Annotated in this window: 16 protein-coding genes; 4 read left to right on the forward strand and 12 right to left on the reverse strand. The window is 71.2% G+C overall.

The window, feature by feature from the left end; all coding sequences use genetic code 11:
• Positions 1-26: 26 nt before the first annotated feature.
• Positions 27-473, forward strand: coding sequence for a pyridoxamine 5'-phosphate oxidase family protein (locus tag ACGFX9_RS34730; protein WP_393482582.1), 447 nt, complete (start codon positions 27-29; stop codon positions 471-473).
• A gap of 93 nt (positions 474-566) precedes the next feature.
• Here the strand turns inward: ACGFX9_RS34730 and ACGFX9_RS34735 are convergent, their stop codons facing one another.
• Positions 567-2,144, reverse strand: coding sequence for a protein kinase (locus ACGFX9_RS34735; protein WP_393482585.1), 1,578 nt, complete (start codon positions 2,142-2,144; stop codon positions 567-569).
• A gap of 295 nt (positions 2,145-2,439) precedes the next feature.
• Here ACGFX9_RS34735 and ACGFX9_RS34740 point away from each other — a divergent pair, with 295 nt between their 5' ends.
• Positions 2,440-4,113 (forward strand): protein kinase, encoded by a 1,674-nt coding sequence (locus ACGFX9_RS34740; protein WP_393482589.1) that lies wholly within the window; start codon positions 2,440-2,442, stop codon positions 4,111-4,113.
• A gap of 96 nt (positions 4,114-4,209) precedes the next feature.
• On the opposite strand, the gene ACGFX9_RS34745 is transcribed toward ACGFX9_RS34740, so the two are convergent.
• The 9 genes from ACGFX9_RS34745 to pdhA form a co-directional block, all read right to left on the reverse strand.
• Complete coding sequence (locus ACGFX9_RS34745; protein ID WP_393482592.1) at positions 4,210-4,752, reverse strand: bacterial proteasome activator family protein; 543 nt, start codon at positions 4,750-4,752, stop codon at positions 4,210-4,212.
• Positions 4,753-4,852: 100 nt separating this feature from the next.
• The gene (locus tag ACGFX9_RS34750; RefSeq protein ID WP_393482595.1) at positions 4,853-5,272 is read right to left on the reverse strand and encodes a hypothetical protein; all 420 of its coding nucleotides are present in this window, start codon (positions 5,270-5,272) and stop codon (positions 4,853-4,855) included.
• A gap of 119 nt (positions 5,273-5,391) precedes the next feature.
• Positions 5,392-6,369: an NAD(P)H-quinone oxidoreductase gene (locus ACGFX9_RS34755; RefSeq protein ID WP_393482598.1), complete on the reverse strand. Its 978-nt coding sequence runs from the start codon at positions 6,367-6,369 to the stop codon at positions 5,392-5,394.
• A 45-nt stretch (positions 6,370-6,414) separates the two neighbouring features.
• The gene (locus ACGFX9_RS34760; RefSeq protein ID WP_393482601.1) at positions 6,415-7,512 is read right to left on the reverse strand and encodes a potassium channel family protein; all 1,098 of its coding nucleotides are present in this window, start codon (positions 7,510-7,512) and stop codon (positions 6,415-6,417) included.
• Positions 7,509-8,909 carry a molybdopterin-binding protein gene (locus tag ACGFX9_RS34765; RefSeq protein ID WP_393482938.1) on the reverse strand — a complete coding sequence of 467 codons (1,401 nt, stop codon included), beginning with the start codon at positions 8,907-8,909 and terminating at the stop codon, positions 7,509-7,511. Before ACGFX9_RS34765 ends, ACGFX9_RS34760 begins: the two co-directional genes overlap by 4 nt.
• A gap of 365 nt (positions 8,910-9,274) precedes the next feature.
• Entirely contained in the window at positions 9,275-10,315 is a 1,041-nt protein-coding gene (locus ACGFX9_RS34770; protein ID WP_393482604.1) for an NTP transferase domain-containing protein, read from the reverse strand.
• A 69-nt stretch (positions 10,316-10,384) separates the two neighbouring features.
• Entirely contained in the window at positions 10,385-11,827 is a 1,443-nt protein-coding gene (locus ACGFX9_RS34775; protein WP_393482607.1) for a dihydrolipoamide acetyltransferase family protein, read from the reverse strand.
• A complete protein-coding gene (locus ACGFX9_RS34780; protein WP_393482609.1) occupies positions 11,827-12,855 on the reverse strand; it encodes an alpha-ketoacid dehydrogenase subunit beta in 1,029 nt (342 codons plus the stop codon). Before ACGFX9_RS34780 ends, ACGFX9_RS34775 begins: the two co-directional genes overlap by 1 nt.
• Positions 12,852-14,024, reverse strand: a complete 1,173-nt coding sequence (pdhA, locus tag ACGFX9_RS34785; protein ID WP_393482612.1) for a pyruvate dehydrogenase (acetyl-transferring) E1 component subunit alpha — start codon at positions 14,022-14,024, stop codon at positions 12,852-12,854. The genes ACGFX9_RS34780 and pdhA overlap by 4 nt, the downstream gene beginning before the upstream one ends.
• Positions 14,025-14,215: 191 nt before the next feature.
• Between pdhA and ACGFX9_RS34790 the strand changes: the two genes are divergently transcribed.
• Complete coding sequence (locus tag ACGFX9_RS34790; protein ID WP_393482616.1) at positions 14,216-14,740, forward strand: Lrp/AsnC family transcriptional regulator; 525 nt, start codon at positions 14,216-14,218, stop codon at positions 14,738-14,740.
• 4 nt (positions 14,741-14,744) lie between these two features.
• On the opposite strand, the gene ACGFX9_RS34795 is transcribed toward ACGFX9_RS34790, so the two are convergent.
• Positions 14,745-15,338 (reverse strand): TetR/AcrR family transcriptional regulator, encoded by a 594-nt coding sequence (locus ACGFX9_RS34795; protein WP_393482619.1) that lies wholly within the window; start codon positions 15,336-15,338, stop codon positions 14,745-14,747.
• A complete protein-coding gene (locus ACGFX9_RS34800; protein ID WP_393482622.1) occupies positions 15,335-16,852 on the reverse strand; it encodes a 3-hydroxyacyl-CoA dehydrogenase in 1,518 nt (505 codons plus the stop codon). The genes ACGFX9_RS34795 and ACGFX9_RS34800 overlap by 4 nt, the downstream gene beginning before the upstream one ends.
• Before the next feature lie 196 nt (positions 16,853-17,048).
• Between ACGFX9_RS34800 and paaN the strand changes: the two genes are divergently transcribed.
• Complete coding sequence (paaN, locus tag ACGFX9_RS34805; protein WP_393482625.1) at positions 17,049-18,740, forward strand: phenylacetic acid degradation protein PaaN; 1,692 nt, start codon at positions 17,049-17,051, stop codon at positions 18,738-18,740.
• Position 18,741: the final 1 nt, after the last annotated feature.

Consider the following 18,741-nt stretch of genomic DNA (forward strand, 5'->3'; position numbering starts at 1 on the left):
CCCTGCCCGTACCGGAGGGTGGACGCATGCCCTCCGATGTACAGGAACAGGAACAGGACGAACGGCTCGCCTACGAACTGCTCGGCCGCACCGACTACGGCCGGGTCGCCACGAGCATGCGCGCACTGCCCTTCCTCGCCGCGGCCCGCCACATCGTCGTAGACGGCCGCGTCCTGCTGCGCATGCACAAGGGGTACGGCTACCACGAGGCCTGCATCGGCAGCGTCGTCGCCTACGGAGCGGACAATCTCAACTCCGCCGCCGCCGCGGGTACGGGGCAGTGGATCGTGCAGTTCGTCGGTGTCTGCGAGGCCTTCGAGCCCACCAACGGCGAGCTGGAGCTGTTCGGTCCGGGGCCCCACTACGTGGACGGCGAGCTGTACGACCCGGTGTATCTGCGCATAGAGCCGCAGCTGGCCACCGTGCACACGCTGCAGGGTGGCCGGGCGCGGCAGCTTCAGCGCACTCCGTAGATGCGGGACAAGACCCGATAACGCGCCGCGCGCGTGGGGCCCTGTCGGGCTCCACGCGCGCGCGGCGTTGGTTGTACTGAGGCGCCTGACGGGTCAGCCGTCGTCTCCGACGCCCCCGATGTCGGCGCCTGCGTCCGTTCCGCCCGTCGCCGGCGGCTCCTCGGAGGTGGACGCGGTCGGGTCGTCCGTCGGCTCCGTCGGGTCGTCCGTCGGCTCCGTGGGCCCGTCCGTGGGCTCCGTCGGGTCGTCCGTCGGGGCGCTCTCGGTGGGCGTGGGGGTGGTCTGGCCGGTGTTGTCCGGCTGGGACGGGGTGTAGCTGCCCTGACCACCGGAGCCGTCGCCGGGTTCCGTGGCGTCGTCCGAGGTGTCCTCGTCCGGGCTCTTGCTCGGCTTCTTCGTCTCCGACTGCTTGGTCGGGGCCTTCGTCGGGGTGTCCTTTTCCTTGTTCTTGTTGTCGCCGGCCGTCAGCGCGAAGGCCACACCCACGGCGATGGCGATGACCGCGAGTACCGCGAAGATCCACATCTTGCCGCGGCCGCCCCGGCCGTTGCCGTCCCGGTGGCCGCCCTCGAAGCCGCCGTCGTCGCCGCCCGGCGGACGCAGCATGGCGCCCGGGATCTGCGCGGTGCCGGAGTCGCCCGGGTGCTGCATCGCGGCGGCGCCCGCGACGCCCATCGCGGGAGTGCCGCCGCCCTCGTGCATCTCCACGGGGCCGGTGTTCCAGGTCCCGGTGTGGCTGCCCTGCTCGTGCAGCATCTGCAGCCCGTACTGGACCAGGCCGCGCATCTCCTCGGCGGTCTGGAACCGGTCGTCCGGGTCCTTGGCGAGCGAGCGCATGACCAGGCCGTCCAGCTCCGGCGGCGCCGCGTCCGAGGTCTCGGACGGCGGCACGGGGATGTCCTGGACGTGCTGGTAGACCACGGAGAGCGGCGTCTCACCGGTGAACGGGGGCCGCAGGGCGAGGAGTTCGTAGAGCAGGCAGCCGGTCGCGTACAGATCGGAACGGTGGTCGACGGCCTTGCCGAGCGCCTGCTCCGGGGAGAGGTACTGGGGCGTGCCCATGACCATGCCGGTCTGCGTCATCGTCGACTGCACGCCGTGCAGCGCACGGGCGATGCCGAAGTCCATCACCTTCACCGCGCCGGTCTCGGTGATGATGACGTTCGCGGGCTTGATGTCACGGTGCACGATGCCGTGCTGGTGCGAGTACGCGAGCGCTTCGAGCACTCCGGAGACGATGATCAGGGCCTGCTCGGGGCCCGGCGCCTCCGCCTGGATCAGAAGATCACGGATCGTCCGGCCCTCGACGATCTCCATGACGATGTAGGGGACGACGTTCGGGCCGACCGCGTCCTCGCCGGAGTCGTAGACCGCGACCACCGCGTGGTGGTTGAGCCCCGCCACCGACTGGGCCTCGCGCGTGAAGCGGGCCTTGGAGACCGGGTCCTCCGCGAGGTCGGAACGCAGGAGCTTTACGGCGACCGTACGACCGAGACGTACGTCCTCGGCCGCGAAAACCTCTGCCATGCCGCCGCGGCCGAGTCTGCGGGTCAGCCGGTAACGGCCATCCCCGACAAGCCCGCCATTGCCCCACAATTCCGGCGCATCTGACATACCGCCGCCAGTCGCCTCGGGGTCGGACGGGCCCTGAGCGCGCTGCGTCTGTGCCATCAGTCCTCGCCGTCGTTTCTGGTCGTGGTGCTTGGTGGTACTGGGGGAACCCCGCCGGGCCACGCTACAGCCTCCGCGCGGCGCGCCGTTTCGAGGTGGACCGGACATCAAACCTGTCAGGTGCCCCCACGCGCAAACTTGTAACGCTTCCGAGACGCTTCTTGCGCGTACGGTCACGGAACGGGCATCGAGCTTGACGTGTCGGTGCCCTCGGGCAGACTTGGCCAGGAATAGCGGGAATCGATCACCGATCGCGGAGCCGTCCGGCACACCGCGCCGATGGGGGACGCACGACATGAGCAGCCAGGACGGCGCACAGGGACGGTATGCGGGGCGCTCGCTGGCCGGTGGCCGGTACCAGCTGCGTGATCTTCTCGGTGAGGGCGGCATGGCCTCCGTTCACCTGGCGTACGACTCCGTACTCGACCGTCAAGTCGCGATCAAGACCCTCCACACCGAGCTCGGCCGCGAGCAGTCCTTCCGCGAGCGCTTCCGCCGCGAGGCCCAGTCGGTGGCCAAGCTCACGCACACGAACATCGTGTCGGTCTTCGACACCGGCGAGGACACGCTGTCCGATAGCGGCTCCGCCGCGGGCGACGGCGCGCCGATGCCGTACATCGTCATGGAGTATGTGGAGGGCAAGCCGCTCGGCTCCGTGCTCGACGCGTCCGTCGCCCAGTTCGGCGCGATGCCGTCCGATCAGGCGCTGAAGATCACCGCCGATGTGCTCGCCGCCCTTGAGATCAGCCACGAGATGGGCCTGGTCCACCGCGACATCAAGCCCGGCAACGTGATGATGACGAAGCGCAACGTCGTCAAGGTCATGGACTTCGGCATCGCCCGCGCCATGCAGTCCGGCGTCACGTCGATGACGCAGACCGGCATGGTCGTCGGCACCCCCCAGTACCTCTCCCCGGAGCAGGCCCTCGGCCGCGGCGTCGACGCCCGGTCCGACCTCTACTCCGTCGGCATCATGCTCTTCCAGCTGGTCACCGGGCGGCTGCCGTTCGAGGCGGACTCGCCGCTTGCCATCGCGTACGCACACGTTCAGGAGGAGCCGGTCGCTCCGTCCTCGATCAACCGCTCGCTGCCGCCGGCGGTCGACGCGATCGTCGCCCGCGCGCTCAAGAAGAACCCGAACGAGCGTTTTCCGACCGCCGAGGCGATGCGCGACGAGTGCCTGCGGGTCGCGCAGTCCTTCCAGGCTGCCGCGCCGAGCATCGTGCCGGGCGCCCAGACGACGAGCGGCGCGGGCGTCGGCGCCGCGGTCTTCCCGCCGGTCGACTCCTCGCTCCCGCAGCAGGGCGGCGTCCAGACCCCGTACCAGCCGGGTCCGTACGGCCCTGCCACCCCGGCCCCGAACCCCGTGACCCCGGGCTACGGCTACCCGCAGCAGGGCGGCTACCAGACCCCGGCGCCCACGAACGCGTACGCCCCGCAGGCCGCGCAGACCCCGCCGCCGTACTCGATCTCCCCGCAGCACGGGCAGACGTCGGTGCAGGGGCAGGGCGGCGGCTCGGGCAGCGGCTCGGGTGGCGGCAAGCGGAACATGCCGGTGATCGTCGGCTCGATCGTCGTCGCGCTGCTCGCCATCGGCGGTCTGATCACGGCGATGTCGATGAGCGGCGACGACGGCGGCAATGACGCCAAGGACAAGAAGTCGGCGGCGCCGGTGGCGGGGCATCGGGGTCCGGACCGGACCCAGACGATAGAAACCGACGAGTGCACCGAGCCCGAAACCGCGTACAACGACGAGAACAAGATCAAGGTCCCGGACTTCACCTTCAAGGACTGGAAGTCCGTGCAGAAGTGCCTGCAAGCGGCGGGCTGGCAGTACGACAAGCGCACGGTGGACGAGAACACCTACGGGGAGGACACCGTCATGACGCAGTCCCCCAAGGAGGAGTCCGACATCGACCCGGACGACGTGAACATCGAGCTGACGATCTCGACGGGTAACCCGGCCTGATCCACGCGGCAAGGCGAAGGGCCCCGTCACTTGAGTGACCGGGCCCTTCGCGTTGTCGGTTGCCGCCTAGAGGTGCCTTTAGGGGGCCGGAGCCGCCTAGAGGTAAGGCCCTCCGGTCCGCCCCGCGATGCCGCCGTCCTCGTCCTCCTCGCCGCCGCCCACACCGGGCGGCAACGCGCGCCGCATCGACTCCAGCTGCGCCCGCGCCGCCATCTGCTGCGCGAAGAGGGCCGTCTGGATCCCGTGGAAGAGACCCTCCAGCCAGCCCACCAGCTGGGCCTGCGCGATGCGCAGCTCGGCGTCGCTGGGTACTCCGTCGTCGGTGAAGGGAAGGGAAAGCCGCTCGAGTTCCTCGACGAGCTCGGGGGCGAGACCGTCCTCGAGCTCCTTGACCGAACTGGCGTGGATCTCCTTGAGCCGCACCCGGCTCGCCTCGTCGAGAGGTGCCGCCCGCACCTCTTCGAGCAGCTGCTTGATCATGCTGCCGATGCGCATGACCTTCGCCGGCTGTTCGACCATGTCCGTCACCGGGACCTCGCGGGATTCGTCGTCTCCGCCGCCGCCGAGCGCCATTCCGTCCTGACCAACAACCAGGACCTGGGGGCTCTCCGGCGACCTTTCGTTCCTCGGCATCTCCATGCCGCCATTCTCTCGCACCCGTACATCACACATCGGTGGTGCCCCCGATTGCCGCTGATCCACCGTGTACGAAGGCGCCTTACGTGTCAGGCCGTTCGATTCAACCCCGCCGCATCCGTACGGCGAAGAAGCCGAGGCCGAGGCCGATGAGCACCAGACCGCTGCCGAGCGGGAGAACACGAAGGCCAGGGAAGGCCGGCCCGGCGGGGGTCCTGCGGGTGGCGTCGGCCGCGGCGGTGGCCTTGCCGGGAGGTTTTACGGCGGGGGACGGGATGGCGACGGGGGTGGGGGGCTGCTTCGGCGGCCTGCGGGGCGGCGCGGACGACGCGACCGACGGTGCGGGTTCGTCCCGGCCGGGCCTGGCACGGCCCTCGCCGGGTGCGCTCCCGGCGAGGGTCTCGCCGGGAGAGGGGTCAACCGCGTACGCCGCGTACGAGAGGGACAGGGGCGAGACGGTGAGCAGCACCGTCAGCACCGTCAGCACCGTCAGCGTCAACAGGGGCCGAAGCCACGGAGTCACCACGCAGACTCCCTCCCGCTACCGGGTCGGAGAGATCACTGAAGCTGGAGTAAGCGTCACATGGTGCTGCGAATCCGGCATCTCGACGGTCTCCGTGACCCGGCGGCGGGGGCCGCGCCCTAGCGAACGAGCAGCACCTTCCCGATGTGATTGCTCTCCTCCAGCACCCGATGCGCGGCAGCCGCATCCCTCATCGGCACCGTCTGGTCGACGATCGCCCGCACCTGCCCCGCTCCGATCAGCGGCCACACATGCTCCCGCACCGCCGCGACGATCGTCGCCTTCTCCCCGGCGGGACGCCCCCGCAGTGATGTCGCGGTGACGGCGGCGCGCTTGTTCAGGAGCATGGCGATGTTCAGCTCGCCCTTGACACCGCCCTGCATGCCGATGATCGCGAGGCGGCCGCTGGTCGCGAGGGCCTGCACGTTGCGGTCCAGGTACTTGGCGCCCATGTTGTCGAGGATGACGTCCGCGCCCGCTCCGTCCGTGGCGCCCTTGATCTCCTCCACGAAGTCCTGCTCGCGGTAGTTGATGAGGATGTCCGCGCCGAGCTCCCCGCAGAAGTTGAGCTTCTCCTTGCTGCCCGCCGTGACCGCGACCTTGGCGCCGACTGCCTTCGCCAGCTGGATCGCCATGGTGCCGATACCGCTCGATCCGCCGTGCACGAGGAACGTCTCGCCGGGGCGGAGGTGGGAAATCATGAAGACGTTGGACCAGACCGTCGATGTCACCTCGGGCAGCGCCGCCGCCGTGACGAGGTCGACGCCCTCGGGCACGGGCAGCAGCTGGCCCACGGGGACGACGACCTGCTCGGCGTATCCGCCGCCGGCGAGCAGCGCGCACACCTCGTCGCCGATCTTCCAGCCGGAGACGCCGGAGCCGATGTCCGTGATGCGGCCCGAGCATTCGAGCCCGGGGTAGGGGGACGAGCCGGGTGGCGGGTTGTAGAAGCCCTGGCGCTGGAGGAGGTCGGCGCGGTTCACGGCACTCGCCGCGACCTCGACCAGGACCTCGCCCTCACCGGGTACGGGATCGGGGACCTCGGCCCATACGAGCGCCTCGGGCCCACCAGCTTCGGGGATCGTGATCGCATGCATGGCGGCGAGGCTACTCCCACCGTTCCGGGATCGAGGTCCCGACGGTCACTCCTTCCGCAGTGGCCGCACATCCGGCGCCATCTGCGCCCCGGGCGAGGCCCGGACGATGGTGATCAGCCGGTCCATCAATTGCAGCTTTCCCACGGCGGCATCGTCGTACCCGAGCACCCGATGGCCGCGTACGACACTGACCACCAGGTCCTCCGTCTCGCGAACCCCCAGCCCCACCTCGGCCTTTATCACCGGCCGCTCGACGAGATCGAGTCCGCTGCCCTGCTGGATCAGGTCCTCCATGACCATGCCCGCGCTGGGGCTGAGCACCGAGAGGCCGAGCAGCCGCCCCGCCGCGCTGGCGCTGGTGATCACCGCGTCGGCGCCGGACTGCCGAAGGAGCGGCGCGTTCTCCTCCTCGCGCACCGCGGCCACGATCTTCGCCCCGCGGTTCATCTGCCGGGCGGTCAGCGTGACGAGGACGGCGGTGTCGTCACGCTGCGTCGCGATGATGATCTGCCGGGCCCGCTGCACCTCGGCACGGAGCAGTACGTCGCTGCGGGTCGCGTCGCCGATGACGCCCGCGTACCCCTCCGCCGTGGCGGCGTCGACGACCTTCGCGCTCGGGTCGACGACCACGATCTGTTCGGGCTTCAGACCGGTCGCGCAGACGGTCTGGATCGCGGAGCGGCCCTTTGTGCCGAAGCCGACGACCACGGTGTGTTCACGCAAGTTGGACCTCCAGCGGTTCAGACGCCATTCCTCGCGCGTACGTTCCGTCAGGACTTCAAGGGTGGTGCCGACCAGGATGATCAGGAAGAGCACGCGCAGCGGCGTGATCAGGAGAATGTTGCAGAGCCGCGCGCTGTCGCTGTACGGGACGATGTCGCCGTAGCCGGTGGTGGAGAGCGTCACGGTGGAGTAGTAGGCGGCGTCGAGGAAGTCGAGTCCGCTGTCCGAGTTGTCGTGATAGCCGTCGCGGTCGATCCAGACGATGAACGTCGTCAGGGCGAGCACCGCGAGCGCCATGAGGAGCCGCTTGGCGACCTGCCGCAGGGGCCGCTCGACGACCTGGCGCGGCAGTTTGATCCGGTGGGTGACGAGGTGCTCGTCGGGGTTGCGGGCGATCGCGTCATGGCCGGGAAGTTTCACGTGAAACACTCCCCGGCCGCGTCGCCGCCCAGGCCCGGGACGGCCCACGGGAGGTCGAGGACCTCCAGCTCCTGGCCGTGCCGCGCGCCACCCGGCAGGACGACCGCGAGCCCGTCGGCCACCGCGACCCCGCGCAGCATCGCAGGGCCGTTGTAGTGCAGCGGCACCGCTTGGTCGTCGTCGAGGGTGACGGGGACGAGACGGGTGTCGTGCGGGTGCCCGTGCACGTCATCGCGGAGAACAGCGGTGTACGGCGACGGGGCGGGGCGCCCCGAGAGCGCGCGCAGCAGGGGCTCGGCCAGCGTCAGAAGGCCGGAGACCGCGGCGAGCGGGTTGCCGGGGAGGCCGACGAGGTGCTGGTCGGGGCGGATGCGGGCGAGCAGCATGGGGTGCCCGGGGCGCACCGCGACGCCGTCCACGAGGAGTTCGGCGCCGATGCGGCGCAGGATGGGGTGGACGTGGTCGACGGGGCCGGAGGCGGTACCTCCGGTGGTGACGATGAGGTCGGCGGTGGAGGTCGTGATCGCCTGGTGAAGCGCCTCCGCGTCGTCTCCGAGCCTGCGTACGGCGATGACGTCCGCGCCGAGTGAGCGCAGCCACGGCGGGAGCATCGGCCCGAGGGCGTCGCGGATGAGGCCCTCGTGGGGGAGTCCCTCCGTCAGCAACTCATCGCCCAGGATCAGCACTTCGGCACGGGGCCGGGGGACCACCGCCAGTTCGTCGTACCCGGCAGCCGCCGCGAGCCCGAGCACCGCCGGGGTCACCAGGGTGCCGCCCGGCAGGAGTTGATCCCCGGAGCGGCACTCCTGGCCGCGCGGCCTGATGTCCTGCCCGTGCGTGACGTCCCGCTGGGGGTACAGCCGCCCCTTGTCATCGGTCACGCCGTGCTCACTGCGGATGACGGCGGTGGCCTCCCGAGGAATCCGCGCCCCGGTCGCGATCCGTACGGCTTCCCCGTCGGACAACGCCTCCGGCTGCCCCTGCCCGGCCAGAATCCCCCCGGCCCGGACGTCCCAGGGCCCGGGCCCCGCGACGGCCCAGCCATCCATGGCGGAGGTGTCGAAGGAGGGGAGATCGGTAAGGGCGGTGAGGGGGGTGGATAGGGCTTGGCCGAGGGCTTGGGGGAGGGGGAGGGGGGTGGAGCGGTTCAAGGGGGCTGATCCGGGGGCGGGTCCCGGGGCCTGCTCGGCCGTGGTGCGGGCTTGGGGCCAGGGGGTGATGTTTCGGGGGGTGGCGGGGGTGCTGGGTTCCTTGGGGGTGGCGGGGGCGTCGGGTCCCTGGGGGGTGGCGGGGGCGTCGGGGCCGGCCGAGGCTCCGGGTCCGCTCGGGGCGGCGTGCCCGCTGGGGGTGGCAGGGCCGCCCGAGGCGTGTCCCTCGGCAGAACCCCGCGTGTTCAGCGAGCCCTGGCCGCGCCGCTCTCCGGGCTCACCGGAGCCGCCGTTCCGCGTGGCCGACTGTCGGCGGGGAGCTGGCGCTGAGGGCTCGGTGGAGGCGGCGGACCCGGCAGACCCGGCAGGCACAGCCGACGCCGCAGGCCCGGCAGGCGTACTCGGAGGCAGCGACGCATCGCCCCGCTCCTGGTCGCCCGAAGCGGACCCTGCGGACGAGGCACCCGAGGCGGACGCACCCGCCACGCCCCGGCGGCCATCTCCAGCCGGCGCGGGAGGCTCCCCCTCGGCGAGCCTGCCGGTACGGCGGCCATGGTCGTCGTTCACCAGCGCGAGAGCCTCGTCCAGCTCGGCGTCCGGCGCGGGCTGCCCACTCATCCGGCATCCGGCCGCGCGTCGGACCGCCCATCCCGCGCCGCTCCGGAAGCGGAGCCGGACCCAGGACCGGCATCCGGCGCCGCGCCGGCCGCCGTCTCCCCTTCCGCCCCGGGGGCACTCTCCTCCGCCCACCGCACGGCAAGCGCCGCCGCCTTGCGCGCCGCATCGGCCACCGCTTTTGGCCCGCCGCCCGCCGCGGCCGTCGCCGCCGCGTACCCCACGAGGAACGTGGTCAGCGGGGCCGCTGGCCGGGCCACGCCGTGCGCGGCGTCGCGGGCGAGGTCGAGCAGAAGGCCGGTGTCGACGTCGAGCTCGATGCCCAGTTCGTCCTTGACTGCGGAAATCCATTCATCCAACACGTGCCCATGCTCCCTGATCCGCGCCCTGGCGGCCGCGATGTCGTCCCAGGTGTCGCAGTCGAAGGACGCCACGGCGTCCGCGACCCGGGTGAGTTCGAGCCGCGCGGTGAGCGACCGCAGGGGAAGCCCCGTCAGACCGTCGTGCTCTGCCGCGAGCACCCCGATCTCACGCCGCAACGACGCACGCCGGTACGCCGCGACCAGCGGCTGGTCCCGGCCGCCGGGGTCCCGCAGCACCGCACCGTCCGCACCGCTGTCCCGCAGCGCGGCGAGAAGGCGCCGGACGGTCGGCTCCCCCAGGAACGGCAGATCGGCGGAGAGCACCACCACCCACTCCGCCCCCGCACACCGCAGCCCCGCGTCGAGCGCGGCCAGCGGCCCGGCCCCGGCGGGCTCCTCGCGCGCCCACACGACAGGGCGGGCGGTAGGCCGAGGCGCGGCGACGACCACGGTCGTACCCGCGCCGGAGCACGCGCCGAGCACCCGGTCGAGCAGCGCCCGGCCGCCCACCCGCACCCCCGGCTTGTCCACACCGCCGAGCCGCCTGGCACCGCCTCCCGCGAGCACCACGGCGTCGTACGCGGCTTCGGTCGCCGACGAAGCCTCGTTCGGGGCGGCGTTCGGGGCGGTGTTCGAGGCGGCTGTCACGGCGCCACCCGGAGCCCTCTGCGCGGTCATCCCCCGAGTATGGGCGTACGAGGGATCAAAGCCACCCCCTTGTCCGCGGACTCACACCCCTCACACCCCTCACACCGAGCGCAGCAACACCGCCGGCTGCTCCACACAGTCCGCCACGTACCGCAGGAACCCGCCCGCCGTGCCGCCGTCACAGACCCGGTGATCGAAGGTGAGGGAGAGCTGCACGACGTGCCGCACCGCCAACTCCCCTTGGTGCACCCATGGCTTGGGCACGATCCGGCCGACCCCGAGCATGGCCGCCTCGGGATGGTTGATGATCGGCGTGGAGCCGTCGACCCCGAACACCCCGTAGTTGTTCAACGTGAACGTGCCGCCCGTCAGTTCCCCCGGCGTCAGCTTTCCTTCCCTGGCGATCTCGGTGAGCCGGATCAGCTCATCGTTGACCGAGTCGGTGGTCCGCCTGTCCGCGTTCCTGACGACGGGGACGACGAGACCGCGCTCGGTCTGCGCGGCGAAGCCGAGATGGACGTCGGCAAGACGGACCACCTCGCGGGCCTCCATGTCCACGGTGGAGTTCAGCATCGGGTAGCGCGCCAGCGCGGCCACGCTGATGCGGGCGAACAGCGCGAGCAGCGAGACCTTCCGCCCGGCACCCTCGCCCTCCTTCACGGCACCGTTCATCGCGGCGCGCGCCGCGAGCAGTTCGGTCGCGTCGGCATCCACCCAACAGGTCGCTTCCGGTATCTCGCGCCTGCTGCGGGACATCTTGTCCGCGACGAGCCCCCGGATCCCGGTCAGCGGATACCGGACCTCCCCGCCCGCCGAAGCGCTGTCGTCGCGCCCGGCCACACTCGGCTCCCGGGCCGGGGCGAACGTGGACCCGCTCGTGACGGTCTTCTCCGCCGCGATGGCGCCCTCCACATCGGCCCGCGTGATCAGCCCGTCGGGACCGGTGCCCGTCAACTCCCGCAGTTCCAGGCCGTTCTCACGGGCCAGCTTGCGTACGAGGGGGGAGATCACCGGCACAGGACCGTCCGCCAACTGCGGCACACCACGCCCCGCCGGCTCGGACGGCGCGCACGGCTCCGGCGCCGCCGGCAGCATCGACGGCTCCTCCTGCGGGGCCACCCGTGGGACCGGCTGCCGGCCAAGGCCCGCCGACCGCACCCTCCTGCGCCGCGCGGGCGCCGCCGCCGTGCCGTATCCGACCAGGACGTTGCCCGACGACTCCTCGGCGGCAGCCGTCTGCAGGGCCCTCTCCGCGGGCTCCTCCGGAGCCGGGGCCCCGGCCGCAGCACCAGCCGCAGCGCCCACGGCGACCGTAAGGAGCGGCGCGCCCACCGGCAGCTCGGCCCCCTCCTCACCGAAGCGGGCCGTCACCACGCCTCCGTACGGGCAGGGCACCTCCACCATCGCCTTGGCCGTCTCCACCTCGACGACCGGCTGGTCCACGGCGACTACGTCCCCGACCCGCACCAGCCAGCGGACGATCTCCGCCTCGGTGAGCCCCTCGCCGAGATCGGGCAGCTTGAACTCCAGCACCTGAGCCATCAGTTCTCCGCCTCCCACTGCAACCGCGCGACCGCGTCCAGAATCCGGTCCACACCGGGCAGATGGTGCCGCTCCAGCATCGGCGGCGGATAGGGAATGTCGAACCCGGCCACCCTCAGGACCGGCGCCTCCAGGTGGTGGAAGCACCGCTCCGTGACGCGGGCGGCGATCTCTCCGCCGGGGCCGCCGAAGCCCCCCGACTCGTGCACGACGACCGCGCGCCCGGTCCGCCGCACGGATGCGGCCACCGTCTCGTCGTCGAAGGGCACGAGGGAGCGCAGGTCGACGACCTCGAGGTCCCATCCCTCGGCGACCGCCGCCTCGGCCGCCTCCATGCAGACGGGCACGGACGGCCCGTACGTGAGGAGCGTCGCGCTACGACCGCTGCGCCGCACCACGGCACGGCCTATGGGTTCAACGGCCTGCGGCGCGTCCGGGTTCCAGTCGGCCTTGGACCAGTAGAGGCGCTTCGGCTCCAGGAAGACGACCGGGTCGTCGGATGCGATGGAGGCCCGCAGCAGGCCGTAGGCGTCCTCGACGGTGGCCGGCGTGACGACATGGAGCCCCGGAGTCGCCATGTAGTACGCCTCGGAGGAGTCGCTGTGGTGCTCGACTCCCCCGATGCCGCCCCCGTAGGGCACACGCACCGTGATGGGCAGCGGCATCGCGCCGCGGGTGCGGTTCCGCATCCGCGCCACATGGGAGATCAGCTGCTCGAAGGCGGGGTAGGCGAACGCGTCGAACTGCATCTCGACGACCGGCCGAAGCCCGTACATCGCCATGCCGACAGCTGTCCCGAGGATGCCCGCCTCGGCGAGCGGGGTGTCCGTACAGCGGTCCTCGCCGAACTCCTTGGTGAGTCCGTCGGTGACCCGGAAGACTCCGCCGAGCGCTCCGACGTCCTCTCCGAGGACATGGACGGCCGGGTCCTCGGCCAGGGAGTCACGCAGCGCGCGCCCGAGCGCCTGCGCCATGGTGGCCGGTTTGGCGGCCTTCTTGGTGGCCCGTTCGGCCGCGACCGTGCTCATCGCCCGTTCCCCTCGCCGTGCGCGGCGTCAGCGCCGGTTGCGGCGTCTTCGTCGGATGCTTCGAGCTCCGCCCTCAGCAGGGCGGCCTGCTCGCGCAGTTGAGTGGTCTGTTCGGCGTAGACATGGGCGAAGAGGTCCATGGGGTTCAGCTCGGGGTCCTGGTTCATCCGTTCGCGCAGGTCGGCCGCCATGGCGTCGGCGTCGTCGCGGGCCGCCCGCATCCCGTCCTCGTCGAGGAGGCCGCGCTGCGTCAGCTCCCGCTCCAGGAGCAGGATCGGGTCGTGCTCGCGCCAGGCCTCGACCTCGGCGTCACCTCGGTAGCGCGTGGCGTCGTCGGCGTTGGTGTGGGCCTCCATGCGGTACGTCACCGCTTCGACCAGCGTGGGGCCGCCGCCCGCTCGTGCGCGGGAGACCGCGTCGGTCAGCACGTCGTGCACCGCCGCCGCGTCGTTGCCGTCCACCAGGCGTCCCGGCATTCCGTACCCGACGGCCTTGTGGGCCAGGGACGGGGCGGCCGTCTGCTTGTCGAGCGGAACGGAGATCGCGAAGCCGTTGTTCTGCACCAGGAAGACGACGGGTGCCTGCCAGACGGCCGCGAAGTTCAGCGCCTCGTGGAAGTCGCCCTCGCTGGTGCCGCCGTCGCCGACCATGGCGAGCGCGACCACGTCGTCGCCCTTGAGGCGCGCGGCGTGCGCGAGGCCCACGGCGTGCGGGAGCTGGGTCGCCAAAGGGGTGCACAACGGCGCTATGCGGTACTCGCGAGGGTCGTACCCGGTGTGCCAGTCGCCGCGCAGCAGGGTCAGCGCCTGGACGGGGTCGAGGCCACGGGCGACCGCGGCGAGGGTGTCCCGGTAGCTGGGGAAGAGCCAGTCGCGCTCCTCCAAGACGAGCGCGGCGGCCACCTCGCACGCCTCCTGGCCGGTGCTCGACGGATAGACGGCGAGCCTGCCCTGCTTCGTCAGGGCCGTCGCCTGCGTGTTGTACCGCCGTCCGCGCACCAGCTGGGCGTACAGACGGCTCAGGAGCTGCTCGTCGGCCTTGTCCGCGGCCTCCGTACCCAGGACGCGGTAGGGCTCCGCGTCGGGCAGCAGCGGCGCGGGATCGGTCCTGAGCTGCCATGCGGGTGGCGGGGTGGGCCGGTAGACGCCCCGCTGCTCCATGACCGTCATGTCGGCACCTCCATGTGGAAGCGGTCTCCTCGTGGGGAGCGGCAAATGAGGCGCGGCAATGTGAGGCGCCTCACCTACCGATTGTTCGGTCGTCGGCACATTTTGGCTACAGGCACCCCCAGGCTGTGGACAAACGGTTCTGCACAGCCTGGGATGGACGCAGTACGTCCATGGTAGGGAGGCGGGGGGACATGGCATCTGAACGAATGGCCGACGGACGCGACGGTGATCGCCCGGCAGGCAGGTCCGGTGACCGCTCGGAGGAGCTGCCCCGCGCTCTGGATTCGATCGACCGCGACATCCTGCAGATCCTGCACACGGACGGTCGCGCGTCGATACGTGCCGTGGCCGAGCGCGTGCATGTGTCACGAGCCAACGCGTACGCGCGGATCAACCGCCTCATCGACGACGGGGTGATACGCGGCTTCGGCGCCCGGATCAACCACGAACGGGCGGGCCAGGGCGCGTCCGCGTACATCACGCTCAAGATCGTCCAGAACACCTGGCGCACGGTCCGCGACCATCTGCGCACCCTGCCCGGCGCCTCTCACATCGCTCTGGTCAGCGGAGACTTCGACGTACTGCTCCTGGTGCACACGCCGGACAACCGCGCGCTGCGCGAACTGGTCCTGACCCGGCTGCAGTCCATCCCCGAAGTACTCAGCACGCGTACGTTGCTGGTCTTCGAGGAGGACGACCTGGAGGCGGAGGGCTGACCTGTCAGCTCTCGCTGCGCAGCCCCGCGAAGGCCAGCTGGACGACGGCGTCGGCGACCTGCTCCCCCGAAGAGGCGCCACGGGCGTCCGGGCGGTACCACTCCACGATGGAGTTGATCATCCCGAAGAGCAGCCGGGTGGCCAGGCGCAGCTCGACGTCCGAGCGCAGATCGCCGTCGGCGACGGCCTCCTTCAGGAGATCGGCGACCTGCTGGTCGAACTCCCTGCGCCGCTCCATGGCCCACCGCTCGGTGTCGGTGTTGCCGCGCACGCGCAGCAGCAGCGTCACATAGGGCAGTTCGGCGATCAGCACCTCGACGGTGCGGCGCGTGACGTGCTCCAGGCGCTGCACGGCGGTGCCCACGCGCGCGTGCTCCTCGGCGAGGATCCCGAAGAGCCCGTCGAGCGCCCGGCTCACCGCGCGGCGCAGCAGCTCCTCCTTGCCCGAGACGTGGTGGTAGATCGACGACTTGGAGATCCCGGCCGCCTTGGAGAGGTGCTCCATGGACGTGCCGTCGTAGCCGCGCTCGTTGAAGGCCCGGACCGCCACCGTCAGGAGGGTCTCCGGGGTGTACGTGTCGCGCCTGGTGGTGGTCATGCGAAGAGGTCCTCTCGCGCTGCCGCGCGGCGTAGCGCCTGGGACGGCGCGTAGCGGCCGGTGGGGTACTCCTGGTGCAGGCATTCCAGGGTGTCGACGGCCCAGTGCGCGCTGAGCTCCTCGCCCCACGCGAGTGGTCCGCGCGGGTAGTTGACGCCCAGGCGCATCGCCGTGTCGATGTCCTCCCTGCTGGCGACACCGCGCCCGACGGCGTCCTGGGCGAAGTCGACGAGCATGGCGACGGTACGGGCCACGATCATCCCCGGGACGTCGGCGACGACGCTGACCTGCTTGCCCAGCGCCTGGAAGAGGCCCACGGCCTCGTTGAGCTGGTCCTCGCTCACCGCTACGGAGGGGGCCAAGGCGATCCTGGTCGCGGAACGGTAGTCCAGCGCGAGATCGAACTGGATCACCGCCGTCTCGGCGTCGTCCCCGGCGGAACCGTCGCTCAGGAACATCCGCACACCGCTGGGCAGTTCGATCCAGCCGGGGCGGTCGGGGTCGAAGGGCTCTTTGTGTACGAGGTCGATCCCGGCGTCGTCGATCAGCCCGGCAAGGTCGTGCGCCTGGAACAGTTCCCCGTGCACCGCGACGGACGCCGGGGCGGGCGCGGGCGCCGCCGTGTGCGGCTCCGCGCGCGGGGCGTCGTCCCCGTACGCGTACCAGCCCTGCCCCGACTTTCGGCCCAGGCGGCGTGATTCGACGAGCCGGCGCTGGGCGAGCGAGGGCGTGAACTTGGGGTTCTGGAAGAAGGACTCCCACACGGAGCGGGTGACGGCCTCGTTCACGTCCTGGCCGATGAGGTCGGTGAGCTCGAAGGGGCCCATCTTGAAGCCGCCGCATTCGCGCAGCACGGCGTCGATGGTGGCCGGGTCGGCGACCCGCTCCTCGTACAGACGCAGCGCCTCGGCGTAGAAGGGCCGGGCGACACGGTTGACGATGAAGCCCGGGGTGTCCGCACTGCGTACCGGCGTCTTGCCCCAGGCCAGCGCCGTCTCGTACGCGCGCGTGGCCGCCGTTTCCCCGGTCGCGGAGCCGCTGACGACCTCGACGAGAGGGAGGAGCGGGGCCGGGTTGAAGAAGTGCAGGCCGACGAAGCGGCCGGGCTTCTTGAGGGTGCCGGCGATGGCGGTGACGGAGAGGGAGGACGTGTTGGTGGCGAGGAGGCAGTCCTCGGAGACGATCTCTTCCAGCTCTTCGAAGAGGCGCTGTTTGACGGGTAGTTGCTCCAGGACCGCCTCGATGACGAGTCCGCATCCGGCCAGCTCGGCGATGCGCTCGACCGGCGTGAGGCGCTCCCCTGCGGCGGTCCGGCCTTCGGCCGTCAGCCTGCCCTTCTCGACCAGCCGGTCCAGGCGGGCCGCGATCGCGGCGGCAGCCTTCTTCGCCTGGCCCTCCACGGCGTCGTAGAGCCGCACCGGGTGGCCCGCCAGCAGGGCGACCTGAGCGATGCCCTGCCCCATGGTGCCGGTGCCGACCACGGCAACGGCGCTGCTGAGCTCGAGTGCTGTCATGCTCGCGATCCTCCCGCACGTGGTGCCCGCCGGAGGGTGCGGGGGTGCCCGGCGAGAAGTTGTCCACAGGTTCGGCGGACCCCCTTGTCCCGACCGATCGTTCGGTTACTCTAGCTCTGTCCGTCTGTTCCTGCCCACTGCCCTGCCCAGCTCGCCGGCTCGACGAAGAGCCGGCTCGACGAGGAGTTGGTCCGATATGGCCGCCGAACTCACCGCGCACCAGCTGATCGCCACGCACCGGCCCACGCTCGACCAGGCGCTGGAGACGATCCGCACGCGCGCGTACTGGTCGCCGCACCCCGAGCACCCCAAGGCCTACGGAGAGAACGGCAGCCTGAGCCTGCCCGAGGGCAAAGCCGCCTTCGACGCCCTCCTGGGCAGCCGCTTCGACCTCGGCCAACCGGGCACGGACGACTGGACAGGCGCGGAAACCTCTCCGTACGGCCCGGAGTTGGGGATCACCTACCCCCACCCGGACATCGACACCCTGCTGCCTGCGATGCGTGCCGGAATGCGCGCCTGGCGCGACGCGGGCGCGGAAGTGCGCGCGATGGTCTGTCTGGAGATCCTTTCGCGCATCAGCGCGCGCACGCACGAGATGGCGCACGCGGTCATGCACACCAGCGGCCAAGCCTTCATGATGGCCTTCCAGGCGGGCGGCCCGCACGCCCAGGACCGCGGCCTGGAAGCGGTGACGTACGCGTACGTGGAGCAGGCGCGCACCCCCGACGCCGCCGAGTGGTCCAAGCCCCAGGGCAAGCGCGACCCGATCGCGCTGGACAAGCGCTTCACGCCCGTCGCTCGCGGCATCGCGCTCCTGATCGGCTGCAACACGTTCCCCACGTGGAACGGCTACCCCGGCCTGTTCGCGTCCCTGGCCACCGGCAACCCGGTCCTGGTCAAGCCCCACCCGCGCGCGGTGCTGCCGCTCGCGCTGACCGTGCGCATCGCGCGCGAGGTCCTCTCCGAGGCGGGCTTCGACGCGAACCTCGTGTGCCTGGCCGCCGAGCGCCCCGGCGAGGGCATCGCCAAGACCCTCGCCGTCCGCCCCGAAATCAAGATCATCGACTACACGGGATCGACGGCTTTCGGTGACTGGCTGGAGACCAACGCCCGCCAGGCGCAGGTCTACACGGAGAAGGCCGGCGTGAACACGGTCGTCGTCGACTCGACGGACAACTACAAGGGGATGCTGTCCAACCTCGCCTTCTCCTTGTCGCTGTACAGCGGCCAGATGTGCACGACCCCGCAGAACCTCCTGATCCCGCGCGACGGCATCGCGACGGACGCGGGCGCCAAGTCGTACGACGAAGTGGTGTCCGACCTCGCGGCCTCGGTGAACGGCCTGCTCGGCGACGACGCCCGTGCGAACGGCATCCTCGGAGCCCTCGTCAACCCGGACGTCAAGGCCCGCCTCGACGCCGCGGCCGGACTCGGCGAAGTGGCCCTCCCCTCACGGGAGATCGCCAACCCGGAGTTCCCGGACGCCGTCGTGCGCACCCCGGTGATCGTCAAACTGGACGGCGCGAAGCCGGACACCGAGGCGGTCTATCTCAACGAGTGCTTCGGGCCCGTCTCCTTCGCCGTGGCCGTCGACTCCTCCACGGACGCCGTGGAGCTGCTGCGCCGCACGGTGCGCGACAAGGGCGCGATGACCGTCGGCGCGTACACGACGTCGGACGAGGTGTCCGAAGCCGTGGAGGAGACCTGCCTTGAGGAGTGCGCCCAGCTCTCCTTGAACCTCACGGGCGGCGTCTATGTGAACCAGACGGCGGCCTTCTCGGACTTCCACGGCTCGGGCGGCAACCCGGCGGCGAACGCGGCCCTGTGCGACGGCGCGTTCGTGGCCAACCGCTTCCGCGTGGTGGAGGTGCGCAGGGACGCCTGAC

The sequence above is a fragment of the Streptomyces sp. NPDC048436 genome, from assembly GCF_043200355.1.
Lineage (GTDB): Bacteria > Actinomycetota > Actinomycetes > Streptomycetales > Streptomycetaceae > Streptomyces.

Coding starts and splice junctions, on each gene's coding strand:
- ACGFX9_RS34730 (WP_393482582.1), top strand. CDS start 27: ATGCCCTCCGATGTACAGGAACAGGAACAGGACGAACGGCTCGCCTAC.
- ACGFX9_RS34735 (WP_393482585.1), bottom strand. CDS start 2,144: ATGGCACAGACGCAGCGCGCTCAGGGCCCGTCCGACCCCGAGGCGACT.
- ACGFX9_RS34740 (WP_393482589.1), top strand. CDS start 2,440: ATGAGCAGCCAGGACGGCGCACAGGGACGGTATGCGGGGCGCTCGCTG.
- ACGFX9_RS34745 (WP_393482592.1), bottom strand. CDS start 4,752: ATGGAGATGCCGAGGAACGAAAGGTCGCCGGAGAGCCCCCAGGTCCTG.
- ACGFX9_RS34755 (WP_393482598.1), bottom strand. CDS start 6,369: ATGCATGCGATCACGATCCCCGAAGCTGGTGGGCCCGAGGCGCTCGTA.
- ACGFX9_RS34770 (WP_393482604.1), bottom strand. CDS start 10,315: ATGACCGCGCAGAGGGCTCCGGGTGGCGCCGTGACAGCCGCCTCGAAC.
- ACGFX9_RS34775 (WP_393482607.1), bottom strand. CDS start 11,827: ATGGCTCAGGTGCTGGAGTTCAAGCTGCCCGATCTCGGCGAGGGGCTC.
- ACGFX9_RS34780 (WP_393482609.1), bottom strand. CDS start 12,855: ATGAGCACGGTCGCGGCCGAACGGGCCACCAAGAAGGCCGCCAAACCG.
- pdhA (WP_393482612.1), bottom strand. CDS start 14,024: ATGACGGTCATGGAGCAGCGGGGCGTCTACCGGCCCACCCCGCCACCC.
- ACGFX9_RS34790 (WP_393482616.1), top strand. CDS start 14,216: ATGGCATCTGAACGAATGGCCGACGGACGCGACGGTGATCGCCCGGCA.
- ACGFX9_RS34795 (WP_393482619.1), bottom strand. CDS start 15,338: ATGACCACCACCAGGCGCGACACGTACACCCCGGAGACCCTCCTGACG.
- ACGFX9_RS34800 (WP_393482622.1), bottom strand. CDS start 16,852: ATGACAGCACTCGAGCTCAGCAGCGCCGTTGCCGTGGTCGGCACCGGC.
- paaN (WP_393482625.1), top strand. CDS start 17,049: ATGGCCGCCGAACTCACCGCGCACCAGCTGATCGCCACGCACCGGCCC.